At 54.9% G+C, this 19,463-nt stretch carries 17 protein-coding genes; all 17 read right to left on the bottom strand.

Annotated features, from left to right (window positions below):
• Positions 1-171: 171 nt before the first annotated feature.
• The 17 genes from gmhB to nusG all read right to left on the bottom strand — a co-directional run bounded on the left by gmhB (position 172) and on the right by nusG (position 19,430).
• Positions 172-714: a D-glycero-beta-D-manno-heptose 1,7-bisphosphate 7-phosphatase gene (gene gmhB / locus G5154_RS12400; protein ID WP_337073313.1), complete on the bottom strand. Its 543-nt coding sequence runs from the start codon at positions 712-714 to the stop codon at positions 172-174.
• Positions 715-825: 111 nt separating this feature from the next.
• A complete protein-coding gene (tuf, locus tag G5154_RS12395) occupies positions 826-2,010 on the bottom strand; it encodes an elongation factor Tu (RefSeq protein WP_074042664.1) in 1,185 nt (394 codons plus the stop codon).
• Positions 2,011-2,064: 54 nt separating this feature from the next.
• Positions 2,065-4,170 carry an elongation factor G gene (gene fusA / locus G5154_RS12390; protein WP_216979948.1) on the bottom strand — a complete coding sequence of 702 codons (2,106 nt, stop codon included), beginning with the start codon at positions 4,168-4,170 and terminating at the stop codon, positions 2,065-2,067.
• 75 nt (positions 4,171-4,245) lie between these two features.
• A complete protein-coding gene (gene rpsG / locus G5154_RS12385) occupies positions 4,246-4,716 on the bottom strand; it encodes a 30S ribosomal protein S7 (RefSeq protein ID WP_005339911.1) in 471 nt (156 codons plus the stop codon).
• A 93-nt stretch (positions 4,717-4,809) separates the two neighbouring features.
• Positions 4,810-5,184: a 30S ribosomal protein S12 gene (gene rpsL / locus G5154_RS12380; RefSeq protein ID WP_005306278.1), complete on the bottom strand. Its 375-nt coding sequence runs from the start codon at positions 5,182-5,184 to the stop codon at positions 4,810-4,812.
• Positions 5,185-5,366: 182 nt separating this feature from the next.
• Positions 5,367-5,645, bottom strand: coding sequence for a sulfurtransferase complex subunit TusB (tusB, locus tag G5154_RS12375; RefSeq protein ID WP_421250885.1), 279 nt, complete (start codon positions 5,643-5,645; stop codon positions 5,367-5,369).
• 7 nt (positions 5,646-5,652) lie between these two features.
• Positions 5,653-6,012: a sulfurtransferase complex subunit TusC gene (gene tusC, locus G5154_RS12370; protein ID WP_421250886.1), complete on the bottom strand. Its 360-nt coding sequence runs from the start codon at positions 6,010-6,012 to the stop codon at positions 5,653-5,655.
• Between the two features lie 8 nt (positions 6,013-6,020).
• Positions 6,021-6,413, bottom strand: coding sequence for a sulfurtransferase complex subunit TusD (gene tusD / locus G5154_RS12365; protein WP_421250887.1), 393 nt, complete (start codon positions 6,411-6,413; stop codon positions 6,021-6,023).
• An 84-nt stretch (positions 6,414-6,497) separates the two neighbouring features.
• Entirely contained in the window at positions 6,498-6,878 is a 381-nt protein-coding gene (locus tag G5154_RS12360) for a RidA family protein (protein WP_005339904.1), read from the bottom strand.
• A 24-nt stretch (positions 6,879-6,902) separates the two neighbouring features.
• Positions 6,903-7,619 carry a helix-turn-helix transcriptional regulator gene (locus tag G5154_RS12355; RefSeq protein ID WP_005339902.1) on the bottom strand — a complete coding sequence of 239 codons (717 nt, stop codon included), beginning with the start codon at positions 7,617-7,619 and terminating at the stop codon, positions 6,903-6,905.
• Positions 7,620-7,813: 194 nt separating this feature from the next.
• The gene (gene rpoC / locus G5154_RS12350; RefSeq protein ID WP_421250888.1) at positions 7,814-12,118 is read right to left on the bottom strand and encodes a DNA-directed RNA polymerase subunit beta'; all 4,305 of its coding nucleotides are present in this window, start codon (positions 12,116-12,118) and stop codon (positions 7,814-7,816) included.
• Between the two features lie 91 nt (positions 12,119-12,209).
• Positions 12,210-16,238 carry a DNA-directed RNA polymerase subunit beta gene (gene rpoB / locus G5154_RS12345; protein ID WP_005341838.1) on the bottom strand — a complete coding sequence of 1,343 codons (4,029 nt, stop codon included), beginning with the start codon at positions 16,236-16,238 and terminating at the stop codon, positions 12,210-12,212.
• Between the two features lie 224 nt (positions 16,239-16,462).
• Complete coding sequence (gene rplL, locus G5154_RS12340; protein ID WP_005341840.1) at positions 16,463-16,825, bottom strand: 50S ribosomal protein L7/L12; 363 nt, start codon at positions 16,823-16,825, stop codon at positions 16,463-16,465.
• A 51-nt stretch (positions 16,826-16,876) separates the two neighbouring features.
• The gene (gene rplJ, locus G5154_RS12335; protein ID WP_005339895.1) at positions 16,877-17,377 is read right to left on the bottom strand and encodes a 50S ribosomal protein L10; all 501 of its coding nucleotides are present in this window, start codon (positions 17,375-17,377) and stop codon (positions 16,877-16,879) included.
• A 256-nt stretch (positions 17,378-17,633) separates the two neighbouring features.
• Entirely contained in the window at positions 17,634-18,335 is a 702-nt protein-coding gene (gene rplA, locus G5154_RS12330; RefSeq protein WP_005339888.1) for a 50S ribosomal protein L1, read from the bottom strand.
• Between the two features lie 4 nt (positions 18,336-18,339).
• Positions 18,340-18,768 carry a 50S ribosomal protein L11 gene (rplK, locus tag G5154_RS12325; protein ID WP_005339887.1) on the bottom strand — a complete coding sequence of 143 codons (429 nt, stop codon included), beginning with the start codon at positions 18,766-18,768 and terminating at the stop codon, positions 18,340-18,342.
• Between the two features lie 134 nt (positions 18,769-18,902).
• The gene (gene nusG / locus G5154_RS12320) at positions 18,903-19,430 is read right to left on the bottom strand and encodes a transcription termination/antitermination protein NusG (RefSeq protein WP_019840195.1); all 528 of its coding nucleotides are present in this window, start codon (positions 19,428-19,430) and stop codon (positions 18,903-18,905) included.
• Positions 19,431-19,463 lie beyond the last annotated feature (33 nt).

The following is a 19,463-nucleotide window of genomic DNA, read 5'->3' as shown; positions in this document are numbered from 1 at the left end:
TCAAAGGCTTTTCGAGGTTGCCGACTTGGCTTTCTGCGTTGCCGCTTGCCCTGTCGATGGAGGCGCATTATAGGGAGCTGGAATTTTCTGGCAAGCAGATAATTGTAAAAAGATGACTTTTGCTGTTCGTTAGCTCACAAAGCCACCAATCAGCATATTAAACCGGCGAAATCAGCTTACTGCAGGCACCGCGATAGCAAAATCATACAGATTGTCATAGATGGTATCGGCCAGAGCGTTACCCACTTCGGTGACCGGCTTACCGGTTCTGACCATGATTTTGTGACCAACCCCGGCATTGATGGCTGCTTTCAAATCGGAAGGCTTGTCACCCACCATATAGGAGCGGCTCATATCGATGTTCAGTTCCTGCCTAGCGAGCAGCAACATTCCCGGTTCAGGCTTGCGGCAGTCACAGGAGGTACCGTGATCCGGATGATGGGGACAGAAGTAGATGCCATCGAGATCCACATCCCGATCAGCCAGCGACCAATCCATCCACTCGGTCAGGTTCATGAAATCATCTTCGGTGAAATAACCGCGGGCAATCCCTGACTGGTTGGTCACTACAACCAGCAGATAGCCTTTCTTTTTGAGGAGCTGCAGGGCGTCTATGACTCCGGGCAGAAAATGGAAGTCATCGACCTGGCTGACATAGCCAGTGTCTTCATTGATGACACCGTCACGATCCAGAAAAATGGCGGGTTTGCTCACGGAAACTACCTCAATCAATGGTTTTGCCCAGTATCTCACAGGGCAGATAAAGCCCAAAAACAAAAGGGGCGGCCGAAGCCACCCCTTTCATGTGTGCATTTAAAGTATCGATTAAGCGATAACTTTAGCTACAACACCAGCACCTACGGTACGGCCACCTTCACGGATAGCGAAACGCAGGCCGTCGTCCATCGCGATCGGCGCAATCAGGGTAACAACCATCTTGATGTTGTCGCCCGGCATTACCATCTCTACGCCTTCCGGCAGTTCGATGGTACCGGTCACGTCGGTAGTACGGAAGTAGAACTGCGGACGGTAGCCTTTGAAGAACGGGGTATGACGACCACCTTCTTCTTTGGACAGTACGTACACTTCAGATTCAAACTTGGTGTGCGGCTTGATGGTGCCCGGCTTGGCCAGTACCTGACCACGCTCTACGTCTTCACGCTTCACGCCACGCAGCAGTGCACCGATGTTCTCACCTGCACGACCTTCGTCCAGCAGTTTGCGGAACATTTCAACGCCGGTACAGGTGGTCTTGGTGGTATCTTTGATACCAACGATTTCCACTTCTTCACCAACTTTAACGATACCGCGCTCTACACGACCGGTTACTACAGTACCACGGCCTGCGATAGAGAATACGTCTTCGATTGGCATCAGGAACGGCTGGTCGATTGCACGCTCCGGCTCCGGAATGTAGCTGTCCAGGTGGCCAGCCAGTTCCAGGATCTTCTCTTCCCACTGAGCTTCGCCTTCCAGCGCTTTCAGTGCAGAACCACGGACTACCGGCAGGTCATCACCCGGGAAGTCGTACTCGGACAGCAGTTCGCGAACTTCCATCTCGACCAGTTCCAGCAGCTCTTCGTCATCTACCATGTCACACTTGTTCATGAACACGATGATGTACGGAACGCCTACCTGACGACCCAGCAGGATGTGCTCACGAGTCTGCGGCATCGGGCCGTCAGTCGCTGCTACTACCAGGATCGCGCCGTCCATCTGGGCAGCACCGGTGATCATGTTTTTAACGTAGTCGGCGTGACCCGGGCAGTCTACGTGTGCGTAGTGACGGGTAGCGGTGTCGTATTCTACGTGGGAGGTGTTGATGGTGATACCACGCTCACGCTCTTCCGGTGCCTTGTCGATCTGGTCGAAGGCGAAAGCTTTACCACCGAAGTGCTTGGCCAGCACGTTGGTGATAGCTGCAGTCAGGGTGGTTTTACCGTGGTCAACGTGGCCGATGGTGCCGACGTTTACGTGCGGTTTATTACGCTCAAATTTTTCTTTAGACACGACGTAGTCCTTCTAGGTTAAACCCGCCTACCGTCGTAGGCGGGGAATCTTAAATTACTTGGATTTGCGCTCTTCGATCACGGCTTGTGCAACGTTGGTCGGTGCATCGTGATACTTGGCGAATTCCATGGCGTAGGAAGCACGACCTTGGGTAGCGGAACGCAGTGCAGTTGCATAACCGAACATTTCGGCCAGCGGCACCAGAGCACGTACGATCTTGCCGGACGGGCCATCTTCCATACCTTCGATCAGGCCACGACGACGGTTCAGGTCACCGATCACGTCGCCCATGTAATCTTCCGGAGTTTCAACTTCTACTTTCATGATCGGCTCGAGCAGAACCGGGTTGGCTTTCATGAAGCCAGCCTTAAAGGCCATGGAAGCAGCGATTTTGAACGCCAGTTCGGAAGAGTCGACATCGTGGTAAGAACCGAAGTGCAGACGCACACCCAGATCCATAACCGGGTAACCAGCCAGCGGACCAGATTTGAGCTGCTCACGGATACCTTTATCAACACCCGGGATGAATTCACCAGGAATGACACCACCTTTGATGTCGTTGACGAATTCGTAGGCTTTGCCTTCTTCCAGCGGGTACATGTCGATAACAACATGACCGTACTGACCGCGACCACCAGACTGCTTGGCATGCTTGCCTTCGATGTCTTTAACGGTGGTACGGATGGTTTCACGGTAGGCAACCTGCGGCTTACCTACGTTGGCTTCAACCTTGAACTCGCGACGCATACGGTCAACGATGATGTCCAGGTGCAGCTCACCCATACCAGCGATGATGGTTTGACCTGACTCTTCGTCAGTCCATACGCGGAAGGACGGATCTTCCTGAGCCAGACGGCCCAGTGCCAGACCCATCTTCTCCTGGTCAGCCTTGGTTTTCGGCTCAACCGCGATAGAAATTACCGGCTCCGGGAATTCCATACGCTCGAGGATGATCGGTGCGTTCGGGTCACACAGGGTGTCACCAGTGGTCACATCTTTCAGACCGATGGCTGCAGCGATGTCACCAGCGCGTACTTCTTTGATCTCTTCACGCTTGTTGGCATGCATCTGAACGATACGGCCAAAGCGCTCGCGCTTGTCCTTGACGGAGTTCAGCACGGTGTCACCGGAGTTGATCACGCCAGAGTAGACACGGAAGAAGGTCAGGTTACCAACGAACGGGTCGGTAGCGATCTTGAACGCCAGAGCAGAGAACGGCTCGTCATCGGAAGCGTGACGCTCGTCTTTGGTCTCGCCGTCCATTTTCAGGCCGTCGATAGCAGCAACGTCAGTCGGAGCCGGCAGGTACTCGATCACGGCATCCAGCATTGCCTGTACGCCCTTGTTCTTGAACGCGGAGCCACAGGTTACCAGGATGATTTCGTTGTTCAGCACGCGCTGACGCAGAGCACCTTTGATCTCTTCCTCGGTCAGCTCTTCGCCGCCCAGGTATTTTTCCATCAGGTCTTCAGACGCTTCTGCAGCGGCTTCAACCAGATTCATGCGCATCTCTTGCGCCTGTTCCAGCAACTCGGCCGGCACATCTTCGTAGTCGAAGGTGACGCCCTGGTCAGCTTCGTTCCAGTTGATGGCCTTCATCTTGACCAGGTCAACAACGCCCTTGAAGTTCTCTTCAGAGCCGATGTTCAGCTGAAGCGGAACCGGGTTGCCTTTCAGACGGGTCTTGATGTGCTCAACACAACGCAGGAAGTTGGCACCGGTACGGTCCATCTTGTTGACGAACGCGATACGGGGAACCTTGTACTTGTTAGCCTGACGCCATACGGTTTCAGACTGTGGCTGTACGCCACCTACGGCACAGTACACCATCACGGCACCGTCCAGAACACGCATTGAACGCTCTACTTCGATAGTAAAGTCAACGTGGCCCGGGGTATCGATGATGTTGATACGGTGCGGTTGGAACTGTTTACCCATACCGGACCAGAAAGCGGTGGTCGCGGCGGAGGTGATGGTGATACCACGCTCTTGTTCCTGTTCCATCCAGTCCATGGTGGCAGCGCCATCGTGAACTTCACCGATCTTGTGACTTACACCGGTGTAAAACAGTACGCGCTCGGTAGTAGTAGTCTTACCGGCGTCAATGTGAGCGGAGATACCGATGTTACGATAACGCTCAATGGGGGTTGTACGAGCCATTGTCATCCTCTTACTAAGGCGCTTGTCCCTAGATAATTAAAGGTGCGCAGAGCCAAAAGACCCTGCGCAAGCGGATTACCAGCGGAAGTGAGCGAAGGCTTTGTTCGCTTCAGCCATACGGTGAACGTCTTCACGTTTCTTGACAGACGAACCCTTATTGTCAGCGGCATCCAGCAGCTCGCCAGCCAAACGCTGAGCCATTGATTTTTCACCACGTTTACGAGCGGCATCAACCAACCAGCGCATTGCCAGAGCATTGCGACGTACCGGACGAACTTCTACCGGAACCTGATAGGTTGCACCACCGACGCGACGAGATTTAACCTCGACCGCCGGACGAATGTTATCCAGAGCTTCTTCGAATACGGCCAGGTGCTCTTTGCCAGATTTGGTGGCAATGATGTCTAGGGCGCCATAAACAATGGCTTCTGCAACAGATTTCTTACCGTCAACCATTACTACGTTGACAAATTTAGCCAGCAGCTCTGATCCGAACTTGGGATCTGGCAGGATTTTACGCTGACCAACAACACGACGTCTTGGCATTTCAAATTCTCCGTAACTTCAGGGATTACCCAAAACTAGAAAGCTATCTAACTAGAAACGAATTAACGTTTGGCCTTACTTAACGGAGAACCATTAAGCTTTAGGACGCTTCACGCCATACTTGGAGCGAGCCTGCTTACGGTCTTTAACACCGGCACAGTCCAACGCACCACGAACGGTGTGATAACGAACACCTGGCAAGTCTTTTACACGACCGCCACGGATCAGAACAACAGAGTGCTCTTGCAGGTTGTGACCTTCACCACCGATGTAGGAGGTGACTTCGAAGCCGTTGGTCAGACGTACACGGCACACTTTACGCAGTGCAGAGTTAGGCTTCTTCGGGGTGGTGGTATATACACGAGTGCATACGCCACGCTTCTGAGGGCACGCTTCCAGCGCCGGCACGTTGCTTTTCACAACGAGCTTGATGCGTGGCTTGCGAACCAACTGGTTAATAGTTGCCATCAAAAGGCTCCTGATAATGACTTCATAAACGTGTGGAAAATCCTCCCCGCAGATACGGGGACGCGAAATTTTATGCCCTGTTGTCAGGGGAGTCAAGATTTATACAATTTGCGTCACAAAAGGGCAATTCGGATCCGGTTTATTTCACGGCATCACATTGAATTATCTTGAAAATGTGTTTATCAGCCAGCCCAAGTACGAGGAGAGCCTTTTTGCTCAATCAGTGTCACCAGACCCGCCATATCGAGCACATTACCCACCCGATGATGCAAACCGCGAGCTTGCAGATCTTCCTGCATCACATAAAGCGGGATACCCGCCAGCCGCGCACTCCACTGGGGAGCCGATGCCGCAATCACGGCATCCTGCATCAGTACCAGCTCATCCTCGGGCTGAAGGTATGAGAGCGCCTCTGCCAGAGCCTGACTCTGAAAGGGAGAGTTCAATATCAGATGCAACATGGAGACCTCAAAAGCTGATGTGAGTCGAACATTGGGCCCAGCGCCGAGCCATTTCCTGGCGCGGCAGACTCTCGACGGGGATCAGCAGATCATCCACTGTCACGCCGCGCTCGGCCAGCGAGTAGGCACAGACGTACACCTCCTCGATGTCATAGAGTTCGAGCATCTTGAAGGTTGGCGCATAGTGGCGCTGCAAGATAGTCTGTGGCAGCTGTTCTTTAAGCAGTTGCAGCACGCCGTCCCCAATCAGGAAGAGGGCCAGCTCATCGGTCATGGCCGAGGTGGCCAACAAGGCATCCAGTCCTTCCCGGCCGGCAGCATGGCCATGGGGGCCACGACTGCAGATAAAGGCGATTTTCTTGCTCATGACTCCCCCTAGAACTGAACCAATCGATCGGCGGTGAGCGCCGCCTCGGCCAACTGGCCCAGACCGCTCAGGCAAAATGGCGCTTGTAGATTGAAGTGTGCCTGCCCTGCCCCCTTGGCCTCCCGCTCATCGAGCACACCGCGCCGCATGGCGGCAGCGACGCAGACGTCGATACGGATCCCCTGCTCTTCTGCCAGCTCTCGCCACAGACGCACCAGGTCAGTCTCATCGGATGCTGGCAGATGCAAACCGTTGGCGTTGCAGACCCCATCCTGATAGAAGAACAGGTGGGACAAGGTATGCCCCTGCGCCAACAGGGCGCGGGCAAAACGATAGGCTGTGCTGGCCGATTGGGTGCCATAGGCAGGCCCCGTGACCAGAATGGCAAAACTCAGACTCATAGCAGGACTCCTGTGCTGACCCGGTCCATTTTACGCCAAAAACAAAAAAGCCCCTGCCAGGAGGGGCTTGATTCGATCTGTTGATCAGAGATGGGCAATCGCCTCGACCTCGACCAGCACATCTTTCGGCAGACGAGCCACCTCCACGCAGGAGCGGGCTGGCGCCGCATCGCCAAAGTAGCGGGCATAGACCTGGTTGAAGGCAACGAAGTTGTTCATGTCGCTCAGGAAGCAGGTGGTTTTGACCACTTTGCTGGCATCGGCACCCGCAGCGTGCAACACGGCAACCAGATTCTTCATCACCCGCTCGGCCTGCTCTTCAATGCCGCCAGCCACGATTTCCATGGTGGCAGGATCGAGCGGGATCTGCCCGGAGGTGAAGATCATCTCGCCAACCTTGGTAGCCTGAACATACGGACCAATCGCGGCAGGCGCCTTGTCGGTTGCAATCACTTCTTTAGCCATTCATCTATCCCCTTCTGGAATGAGTTACTCGTTCTCGTCTTCACCCTGCTTGCGCTGTCGGATGTAAAGATAAACGGTATGTTTTGAAATATTGAGTTTGTCCGCCACCAGATTGATCGAATCCTTGATATCGAAAATGCCCTTCTCGAACAGCTGGGTCACGATGAAGCGATTCTTGGCATTGTTGGCCACGGTGGGATCGCGGTTGATCTCGTCGATGGTGTTATCCACCGTCTGGGCAACCAACTCTTCCACGCTATTGGCGAAGGTCTCTGGTGACTGACGCGCCGCCTGCTGGGGCGTCGGGAAAAATTCGGCCACGAACTCGTGGAAAGGCGCATTGATGTGCAGGTTGATGCAGATAAGCCCCACTACTTGCCGCTCGCTGTTGCGAATGGCGATGGTGCTCGACTTCATCAGCGCGCCGGTACGGCTGCGAGCGAAATAGCTCTGGGTGTAATCCTGGCCGGTGCTCTCGATGTCCTTGAGCATGCGCAGGGCGAGATCGGTGATGGGCGCCCCGAGGGTGCGTCCGGTATTGAAGCCGTTGGCGATCTTGATCACCGACTCGTGCAGATTTTCCAGGGAGTGGAGTACCACTTCACAATGCTTGCCGAACAGCTCGGCCAAGCCATCGATGAGCCCATCGTATGAGCGCAACAATTCCCTGTCTTCATCTGTAAAAGTGCGGCTGATCAGCTGTTCTTCGGGAAGCATGGCTTCCTCGATACCGACAGTCATGTTCTACCCCTGTAATAACCATTCAACTTTCCCGAGTTTTAAATTGCAGGGGAGTAAAGTCAACTTTTTTTGATTTTTTACTCTACAACTTTGCTCTGGATCATCCTGAAACCCGCGCTGCGTCTACCTTTGCCGAGGAATTGGCCAACAAAAAGGGCTCCTTGAAGGAGCCCTTTTTAATCACGGATGACGAGTTACTCTTCGTCGAAGCTACCGGCTGCGTTCAGCAGATCCGCCAGGTTCTGCTCCGCTTCATCAGCGGTCACCTGCGGGGTACCAACAGCACGAGCTGCGGCGGCACGCTGGTTGATCCGGCTATGGTGGTAGGCAAAGCCGGTACCAGCCGGGATCAGACGACCCACGATGACGTTCTCTTTCAGACCACGCAGTTCATCACGCTTGCCACCTACGGCGGCTTCGGTCAGAACGCGAGTGGTTTCCTGGAAGGAAGCCGCAGAGATGAAGGACTCGGTGCTCAGAGATGCCTTGGTAATACCCATCAGTACATGACGGTAGGTCGCAGGGGTCTTGCCCTCGGCAACCAGCTTACGGTTGGCAATCTTCACGCGAGCCACTTCAACCTGTTCGCCCTCGATCAGATCGGTATCGCCAGCGCTCAGGATCTCGCACTTGCGCAGCATCTGACGAACGATGACTTCGATGTGCTTGTCGTTGATCTTAACGCCTTGCAGACGGTATACGTCCTGCACTTCGTTGGCGATGTAGTTGGCGACCGGGCTGATACCGCGCAGACGCAGGATGTCGTGAGCAGACTCAGGACCGTCTGCCAGCACTTCACCCTTCTCAACTTTTTCACCTTCGAACACGTTCAGGTTACGCCACTTCGGAATCATCTCTTCGTAGACGTTGCCACCATCGGTCGGGGTAATGACCAGACGGCGTTTGCCCTTGGTCTCTTTCCCGAAGGAGATGGTACCGGAGATCTCGGCCAGAATTGCCGGTTCCTTCGGTTGACGTGCTTCGAACAGATCCGCAACGCGCGGCAGACCACCGGTGATGTCCTTGGTACCGCCGGACTCTTGCGGGATACGCGCTACCGCGTCACCCACGCCCACGTTGGCACCATCTTCCAGGTTCACGATCGCCTTGCCCGGCAGGAAGTACTGGGCGGCGACATCGGTACCCGGGATCATCACGTCTTTGCCGTTCATGTCGACCAGTTTAACGGTCGGACGCATCTCTTTACCGGCGCTCGGACGCTCGTTGACGTCCAGAACAACGATAGAAGAGAGACCGGTCAGCTCGTCGGTCTGACGAGTGATGGTCACGCCATCGATCATGTGTTCGAACTGCAGGCGACCTGCCACTTCGGTGATGATCGGGTGGGTGTGCGGATCCCAGTTGGCAACAGTCTCACCAGCGCTCACGGCCTGGCCGTCCTTCACTTCCAGCACAGAACCGTAAGGCAGCTTGTGGCTTTCCTTGGTACGGCCCATGTCGTCCATGATGGTCAGTTCGGTAGAACGTGAGGTGATAACCAGTTTGTCATCGCTGTTATGAACGAACTTGGCGTTCTGCAGCTTGATGGTACCTGTGTTCTTGACCTGGATGCTGCTTTCAGCAGCGGCGCGAGATGCAGCACCACCGATGTGGAAAGTACGCATCGTCAGCTGGGTACCCGGTTCACCGATGGACTGGGCGGCGATAACACCGACAGCCTCACCCTTGTTAACCAGGTGACCACGGGCCAGATCACGGCCATAGCAGTGAGCACAGTTACCGAAGTCGGTTTCACAGGTGATGGCAGAACGCACCTTCACACGGTCAACGGAGTTGCGTTCCAGCAGGTCACACAGCTGCTCGTCGAGCAGGGTGTTGCGAGCAACCAGGATCTCGTCCTCGGTACCCGGCTTGATGACATCTTCTGCCACCACACGACCCAGCACGCGTTCACGCAGCGGCTCGACCACGTCGCCACCCTCGATCAGCGGAGTCATCCACAGACCGTCGGTAGTGCCGCAATCGTCCTCGGTGATCACCATGTCTTGCGCCACGTCTACCAGACGACGAGTCAGGTAACCGGAGTTCGCAGTCTTCAGTGCAGTATCCGCCAGACCCTTACGAGCACCGTGGGTAGAGATAAAGTACTGCAGTACGTTCAGACCTTCGCGGAAGTTCGCGATGATCGGAGTCTCGATGATGGAGCCATCCGGCTTGGCCATCAGGCCACGCATACCGGCCAGCTGACGGATCTGAGCGGCGGAACCACGCGCACCAGAGTCAGCCATCATAAAGATGCTGTTGAACGAGGCCTGCTCTTCTTCTTCACCCAGCGAGTTGACGTTACGCTCTTTGGACAAGTTCTCCATCATGGCCTTGGAGACGCGCTCGTTGGCGCTGGCCCAGATATCGATAACCTTGTTGTAACGTTCGCCCGCAGTTACCAGACCGGACAGGAACTGGTCCTGGATCTCGGCAACTTCGGCTTCGGCTGCTGCGATGATCTCTTTCTTGGCATCCGGGATGACCATGTCATCGATACCAACGGAAGCACCGGACAGCGCCGCGTAGTGGAAACCGGTATACATCAGCTGGTCAGCGAAGATAACGGTGTCCTTCAGCCCCTGCTTGCGATAGCAGGTGTTCAGCAGACGGGAGATGAGCTTTTTGCCCAGCGCCTTGTTGGATACGCATTTGATCCAGTTCTGCGGATTGGCTTCCAGATCGGCCTGCTCGGCAGCAGTCAGCACCTTCGGCTCGTCGATCAGGGCGTATTCCATACCTTTCGGCAGGATCAGGCTCAGGATCGCACGACCAACGGTGGTGTTCTTCATCTCGGTCTTGGCAACCAGCTCACCGGCTTCGTTCTTCACGTACTCGGTGATGCGGCACTTGACGCGAGCATGCAGGTCGGCCAGACCAGCACGGTACACTTTCTCGGCCTCTTTCGGGCCGGACAGCACCATACCTTCACCCTTCGCATTGATGCGGGCGCGGGTCATGTAGTACAGACCCAAGACCACGTCCTGAGAAGGAACGATGATCGGCTCACCGGAGGCTGGCGACAGGATGTTGTTGGTAGACATCATCAGCGCACGCGCTTCCAGCTGGGCTTCCAAGGTCAGCGGTACGTGAACCGCCATCTGGTCACCATCGAAGTCCGCGTTATACGCAGCACAAACGAGCGGGTGCAGCTGGATTGCCTTGCCTTCGACCAGAGTCGGTTCGAATGCCTGGATACCCAGACGGTGCAGAGTCGGTGCACGGTTCAGCAGAACCGGATGTTCGCGGATCACTTCGTCCAGGATATCCCAAACGACAGCTTCTTCGCGCTCCACCATCTTCTTGGCGGCCTTGATAGTGGTCGCCAGACCGCGGGTTTCCAGCTTGCCATAGATGAACGGCTTGAACAGTTCCAGCGCCATCTTCTTCGGCAGACCGCACTGATGCAGACGCAGAGTCGGGCCTACGGTGATCACGGAACGACCGGAGTAGTCGACACGCTTACCGAGCAGGTTCTGACGGAAACGACCCTGCTTACCCTTGATCATATCGGCCAGGGATTTCAGCGGGCGCTTGTTGGAACCGGTGATGGCACGACCGCGACGGCCGTTATCCAGCAGCGCATCGACGGACTCTTGCAGCATACGCTTTTCGTTGCGCACGATGATGTCCGGAGCAGCCAGATCCAGCAGACGCTTCAAGCGGTTGTTACGGTTGATCACGCGACGGTACAGATCGTTCAGATCGGAAGTCGCGAAACGGCCGCCGTCCAGCGGTACCAGCGGACGCAGGTCCGGCGGCAGCACAGGCAGCACTGTCATGATCATCCACTCCGGCTTGTTGCCGGACTGCAGGAACGCTTCCATCAGCTTCAGGCGCTTGGTGGTCTTCTTGCGCTTGGTCTCGGAGTTGGTTTGATCCAGCTCCTCACGCATGGTTTTGACTTCACCTTCCAGATCGATAGCGCGCAGCAATGCCAGGATTGCTTCGGCACCCATCTTGGCGTCAAATTCGTCGCCCCACTCTTCCAGCGCGTCTAGGTACTGCTCTTCAGAGAGCATCTGGCTACGTTCGAGGTTGGTCATGCCCGGTTCGATTACCACGAAAGATTCGAAGTAGAGCACACGCTCGATGTCGCGCAGGGTCATGTCCAGCAGCAGACCGATACGGGACGGCAGGGACTTCAGGAACCAGATGTGGGCAGTCGGGCTGGCCAGCTCGATGTGGCCCATACGCTCACGACGGACCTTGGTCTGGGTCACTTCAACGCCGCACTTCTCACAGATCACACCACGGTGTTTCAGGCGCTTGTACTTGCCGCACAGACACTCGTAGTCCTTCACCGGTCCGAAGATACGGGCACAGAACAGACCATCACGCTCCGGCTTGAAAGTCCGGTAGTTGATGGTCTCAGGCTTTTTGACCTCACCGAATGACCAGGAGCGGATCATGTCAGGAGAGGCCAGACCGATCTTGATACTGTCAAACTCTTCGGTCTTGGTCTGAGCCTTCAAAAACTTGAGTAAGTCTTTCACGTGTTTCCCCTGTCAGGAGTCTAACCTCGGCGCCCCGGCTGCCAAAACAGCGGGGCGCCCACGTCAATTCTCGAACAATAAGAGCGAGCTCTTACTCTTCGTCCAGCTCGATGTTGATACCCAGAGAGCGGATTTCCTTCAGCAATACGTTGAAGGATTCGGGCATGCCCGGCTCCATACGGTGGTCGCCATCCACGATGTTCTTATACATCTTGGTACGGCCATTCACATCGTCAGACTTGACGGTCAGCATTTCCTGCAGGGTATATGCCGCACCGTAAGCCTCCAGGGCCCACACTTCCATCTCACCGAAACGCTGACCACCGAACTGAGCCTTACCACCCAGCGGCTGCTGGGTAACCAAGCTGTAAGAACCGGTAGAACGCGCGTGCATCTTGTCGTCGACCAGGTGGTTCAGCTTGAGCATGTACATGTAACCAACGGTTACTTTACGCTCGAAGCGGTTACCGGTACGGCCATCGAACAGATCAATCTGACCGGACTCCGGCAGATCGGCCAGCTTCAGCAGGGCTTTGATTTCGCGCTCTTTGGCACCATCAAAGACCGGAGTAGCAACCGGCAAACCCTTACGCAGGTTACCCACCAGGGTACGTACGTCGTCGTCAGACAGTTCGGCGATGTTCACTTGCTGGGTGTCCTTCTCGCCCAGGTCATAGACCTGTTGCAGGAAGTTGCGCATCTCGTGCAGCTCGCGCTGCTCTTTGACCATGCGATCGATCTTCTCGCCGATACCCTTGGCCGCGAGGCCCAGGTGCACTTCGAGGATCTGACCGATGTTCATACGAGACGGTACGCCCAACGGGTTCAGTACGATGTCGACCGGACGGCCGAACTCGTCATGAGGCATATCCTCGACCGGACAGATCTTGGAGATAACACCCTTGTTACCGTGACGGCCCGCCATCTTGTCACCCGGCTGGATGCGACGCTTGACTGCCAGATAAACCTTGACGATTTTCAGTACGCCCGGCGCCAGATCATCACCCTGGATAATCTTGCGACGCTTGTTCTCGAACTTCTTGTCGAACTCGGCTTTCAGCTCAACGTGCTGTTCAGCGATCTGCTCCAGTTCGGTCTGCTTGGCTTCATCTTCGATGGCCAGTTCAAACCACTTGGAACGCTCCAGCTTGTTCAGACGATCTTCGCTGTAACCGGCGGCCAGCAGTAGGTTGCGAGAGCGGCCGAAAATGCCGTCCTCCAGGATCTTGAACTCTTCGGTCAAGTCCTTCTTCGCTTCCTTCAGCTGCATCTCTTCGATTTCTTTGGCGCGCTTGTCTTTTTCCACGCCATCGCGGGTAAAGACTTGCACGTCAACCACGGTACCGTACACACCGTTCGGTACACGCAGGGAAGAGTCCTTCACGTCGGACGCCTTCTCACCGAAGATGGCGCGCAGCAGCTTCTCTTCCGGAGTCAGCTGGGTTTCACCTTTCGGCGTTACCTTACCGACCAGAATGTCGCCGCCCTTCACTTCGGCACCCACGTAGACGATACCGGACTCGTCCAGCTTGGACAGAGCGGCTTCACCCACGTTCGGGATGTCAGCAGTGATCTCTTCCGGACCCAGCTTGGTGTCACGGGAGATACAGGCCAGTTCCTGGATATGGATGGTGGTCAGGCGATCTTCCTGAACAACACGCTCGTTCACCAGGATCGAGTCTTCGAAGTTGTAACCGTTCCACGGCATGAACGCGACGCGCATGTTCTGACCCAGAGCCAGTTCACCCAGATCGGTGGACGGGCCGTCAGCCAGTACGTCGCCAGCCATGACCGGCTCACCCAACATCACACAAGGACGCTGGTTGATACAGGTGTTCTGGTTGGAACGGGTGTATTTAGTCAGGTTGTAGATGTCGATACCGGCTTCGCCTGGCATCAGCTCATCTTCATTTACCTTGATAACGATACGGGAGGCATCGACGTAGTCGATCATGCCGCCACGCTTGGCCACTACGGTTACACCGGAGTCAACGGCCACAGCGCGTTCCATACCGGTACCTACCAGCGGCTTGTCAGCGCGCAGGGTCGGTACAGCCTGACGTTGCATGTTTGAACCCATCAATGCGCGGTTCGCGTCATCGTGTTCCAGGAACGGGATCAGGGCCGCTGCCACAGATACGATCTGCTGCGGGCTCACGTCCATATACTGGATCTGGTCGGCGTTCATAAAGGTGGATTCACCTTTGTGACGGCACGGGATCAATTCATCTTTCAGACGGCCATCTTCGGTGGTCGCGGCGTTAGCCTGTGCGATCACGTACTTGCCTTCTTCAATAGCAGACAGGTAGTCCACTTCGTCGGTGATCACACCGTCAATGACCTTGCGGTACGGGGTCTCGAGGAAACCGTACTCGTTGGTACGAGAGTACACGGACAGGGAGTTGATCAGACCGATGTTCGGACCTTCAGGAGTCTCGATCGGGCACAGACGACCGTAGTGGGTCGGGTGTACGTCTCGGACTTCAAAGCCGGCACGCTCACGAGTCAAACCGCCCGGGCCCAGCGCAGAGATACGGCGCTTGTGGGTCACTTCGGAGAGCGGGTTGTTCTGGTCCATAAACTGGGACAGCTGGCTGGAACCAAAGAACTCTTTGACTGCGGCGGAGATCGGCTTGGCGTTGATCAGATCCTGCGGCATCAGGGTGTCCAGGTCGCCCAGGGAGAGACGCTCCTTGACCGCACGCTCGACACGCACCAGACCGACGCGGAACTGGTTTTCAGCCATTTCACCGACAGAACGGATACGACGGTTACCCAGGTGGTCGATATCGTCCACTTCGTCGTTACCGTTACGGATGTCGATCAGGCGCTTCATCACATCGACGATGTCGTCTTTGGTCAGTACGCCAGCGCCAGTCTCGTCTTCACGACCCAGACGGCGGTTGAACTTCATCCGACCTACGGTAGACAGGTCGTAACGTTCGGCAGAGAAGAACAGGTTTTCGAACAGCTGCTCTGCTGCTTCACGTGTCGGCGGCTCGCCCGGACGCATCATGCGGTAGATTTCTACCAGCGCTTCCAGACGGTTGGTGCTGGAATCGACGCGCAGGGTCTCGGACATGTAGGCACCGTGGTCCAGTTCGTTGGTGAACAGAACCTCGAAATGCTTGAAGCCGGCCTGGGACAGGTTGGCAATCGCTTCCAGACTCAGAGCCTGGTTGGCTGCCACTACCAGTTCGCCAGTTTGCGGATGTGCGTAGTCCTTGGCAGCAACTTTGCCAACAACGTACTCAACCGGTACCTCAATCTGGGTAACGGCATCTTTTTCCAGCTGACGGATGTGACGGGCAGTCACACGACGACCGGTTTCAACAACCACGGCACCATTGGCCACGATGTCGAAGGTCGCAGTTTCGCCACGCAGGCGCTCCGGCACCAGATCCATCATCAACTTGCCATCTTTGACCTCGAAACCGATGGTTTCGAAGAAGGTGGCCAGGATCTCTTCGGAAGTGAAGTCCAGGGCGCGCAGAATGATGGATGCCGGCAGTTTGCGACGACGGTCGATACGGACAAACAGGTTGTCTTTCGCATCGAACTCGAAGTCCAGCCAGGAGCCACGGTAGGGGATAACGCGGGCGTTATACAACACCTTACCGGATGAATGTGTTTTGCCTTTATCGTGGTCGAAGAAGACGCCCGGGCTGCGGTGCAGCTGGGAAACGATAACCCGCTCGGTACCATTGATAACAAAGGTACCGTTCTCGGTCATGAGCGGAATTTCGCCCATGTATACTTCTTGTTCCTTGATGTCTTTGACGGTGCCGGCAGCTGCTTCACGGTCGTACAGAACCATACGAAGCTTGACACGCAGCGGCGCGGAGTAGGTCACTCCACGGATCTGGCATTCTTTTACGTCAAATACCGGCTCACCCAGGCGATAGCTGACATACTGAAGCTCAGCACTACCGGAGTAACTGGTGATCGGGAAAACGCTACGGAAAGCGGCCTCTAGGCCATATTCACCTTCCGGGTCAGCCTCGATGAACTGCTTGAAGGAGTCCAGCTGAATGGACAACAGATAAGGCGTGTCCAGTACCTGGTCTCGCTTACCGAAGTCCTTACGAATGCGTTTTTTTTCGGTATAAGAGTAAACCATAGGGTTCCTCAGCTCGCTGATAAGTGACCCACTCTGTCCCGCGGGACAGCTCTGTCTCAACACCGTTTTGTGTTGGCCCGGACGAAAGAAGACAGTCCGGATTGCTGGTGCACCGAGAGTCGTAAACGGTGTGAAATGCTCTCAGTCTACAGCGCAAAAAGGCTGGTGAACAAAAATTCACCAGCCCTAGCCTGTTTTATCAGGCTAATCTACATAAATGCAGATTATTTGATCTCAACAGAAGCACCGGCAGCTTCCAGCTCTTTCTTCAGAGCTTCAGCTTCGTCTTTGGAGACGGCTTCTTTCAGGTTAGCCGGAGCAGCTTCTACCAGATCTTTGGCTTCTTTCAGGCCCAGACCGGTAGCGCCACGAACGGCTTTGATGACGGCAACTTTGTTGGCACCGGCAGCAGTCAGAACTACGTCGAACTCGGTCTTCTCTTCTACTGCTTCAGCGGCCGGACCGGCAGCAACAGCAACAGCGGCAGAAACACCGAACTTCTCTTCCATAGCTTCGATCAGCTCAACAACTTCCATTACGGACATGGAAGCAACGGCTTCGATGATTTGGTCTTTAGTGATAGACATGACAAAAATTCCTGATGTTGAATAAACTCAAACAGCCTAAATAGGCGAGAATCAAGCAGCAGCTTGTTTCTGGTCGCGAACAGCAGCGATAGTACGAACCAGCTTGCCAGCAGAGGCTTCTTTCATAGTCGCCATCAACTTCGCAATTGCTTCTTCGTAAGTCGGCAGCGTGGCCAGACGATCAATTTGTGCTGCGGCGATAAACTCACCGTTAAAAGCGCCAGCCTTGATTTCGAACTTTTGGTTCGCTTTGGCAAACTCTTTGAACAGACGAGCAGCAGCGCCCGGGTGTTCGTTAGAGAAAGCAATCAAGGTAGGACCGGTAAATGCGTCGTTCAGGCACTCGTATTCGGTACCTTCTACCGCGCGACGCAGCAGGGTGTTACGCACAACGCGCATGTACACACCGGCTTCACGAGCGGTTTTACGCAGGACGGTCATCTTGTCTACAGTGACACCGCGAGAATCGGCAACAACTGCAGAAAGAGCGCCTTTGGCAGCTTCGTTGACTTCAGCAACAATTGCCTTTTTGTCTTCGAGTCCCAATGCCATTGGCTTAACTCCTGGATTGAATCCGGGTCAAATGACCCAGTACTGACACATCCCCCCTACCTTTACAACAGAGGGGAACGATGCGGTAGCAGGATTCCAGAAGAGAAAGAATCTTTCTCGCTGGGTTTCCGGCACCGTCTACGCAGGAAACATTAAGGCTTTGCAGCCTCCTGCGGTCTTGGACGGAGGTCGAAACCCCCAACCAATCAAGGCGCAAAATTATAGATTAAATTTTGCGCCTTGTAAAACCCATCAATTAGGCCTGAGCTTCCAGAGAAGCTTGGTCTACGGCAACACCGGCACCCATGGTGGTGGAGATGCTGACTTTCTTGATGAATTGACCTTTGGCGGAAGAGGGCTTGCCTTTTTTCAGGGCAACCAGCAGAGCTTCCAAGTTTTCTTTCAGCTGAACTTCGTTGAAAGAAACCTTACCCAGAGTGGTATGGATGATACCATTCTTGTCGTTACGGTAACGAACCTGACCAGCCTTGGCGTTCTTGACGGCTTCGGCAACGTTCGGGGTTACAGTACCAACTTTCGGGTTAGGCATCAGGCCGCGTGGGCCCAAGATTTGACCCAGTTGACCAACAACGCGCATGGCATCCGGGGATGCGATAACTACGTCGAAGTTCATCTCGCCTTTCTTGACCAGATCGGCCAGGTCATCCATACCTACCAGGTCAGCACCGGCAGCTTTAGCTGCTTCGGCGTTGGCACCTTGGGTAAATACGGCAACGCGAACGTCACGACCGGTACCGTGCGGCAGTACAGTAGCACCACGTACGTTCTGGTCAGATTTACGAGCGTCGATACCCAGGTTGACAGCAACGTCAACGCTTTCAACGAACTTGGCGGTAGCCAGTTCTTTCAGCAGGGCAATGGCTTCGTTGATGGAGTACTCTTTGGTACCGTCAACTTTTTCGCGAATAACGCGCATACGCTTGGAAAGTTTAGCCATTGTCTTAATCCTCCACTACCAGACCCATGGAACGAGCGGAGCCTGCGATGCAACGTACTTTTGCATCCAGATCGGCACCAGTCATATCCGGCTCTTTGGTCTTGGCGATTTCTTGCAGCTGGGCAACGGTCACCTTACCAACCTTGTCTTTGTTCGGCTTGGAAGAACCAGACTTGATGCCAGCAGCTTTCTTCAGCAGGAAGGAAGCAGGCGGAGTCTTGGTTTCGAAGGTGAAGGAACGGTCGCTGTAAACGGTGATCACGACCGGAGTCGGTGAACCTTTTTCCAGCTTCTCTGTACGAGCGTTGAACGCCTTACAGAATTCCATGATGTTAACACCGTGTTGACCCAGTGCAGGACCAACGGGAGGAGACGGGTTGGCTGCACCAGCAGCAACCTGCAGCTTGATATAAGCTGTGACTTTCTTAGCCATTAGGAAAATACCTCAAAAATGGGTTCTAGCGCCTCGGAGACTTGCTCCTGCAAACGGCTCCCCAACTAATAAAGGGGCAGAGAATTATAGAGATATTCGCTGCCCCTGACAACCGTTAAACGTACAGAATTCAATCAGCCCTTCTCGACCTGACCAAAATCCAGTTCAACAGGAGTAGAACGACCGAAGATCAGTACAGAGACCTTCACGCGGCTCTTCTCATAATCGACCTCTTCAACGGTACCGTTGAAGTCGGCAAACGGACCATCAGCAACCCGCACCATTTCACCCGGTTCAAACAGGGTTTTCGGACGCGGCTTGTCGTGGGCATCCTGCAGACGGTTCAGGATGGCATCGGCCTCTTTGTCAGAGATCGGTGCCGGACGGTCGGAAGTACCGCCGATGAAGCCCATGACACGCGGTACGTTACGCACCAGGTGCCATGTGGTTTCATCCATGATCATCTGGACCAGGACATAACCCGGGAAAAACTTGCGCTCACTCTTGCGCTTCTGGCCAGCACGCATCTCGACCACTTCTTCGGTCGGGACCAGTACTTCACCGAACATGTCTTCCATGCCATGCATCTTGATATGCTCGCGCAGGGACTTGGCTACACGGCCTTCATAGCCGGAAAAAGCCTGCACGACATACCATCTCATACGTTGTTCACGTTGTTCAGTCATGGCTTATCC

Origin of the sequence: Aeromonas sp. 600527, assembly GCF_049175415.1 — a bacterium.
Taxonomy (GTDB): domain Bacteria; phylum Pseudomonadota; class Gammaproteobacteria; order Enterobacterales; family Aeromonadaceae; genus Aeromonas; species Aeromonas veronii_A.
This window is presented reverse-complemented; position numbering and strand designations above follow the sequence as displayed.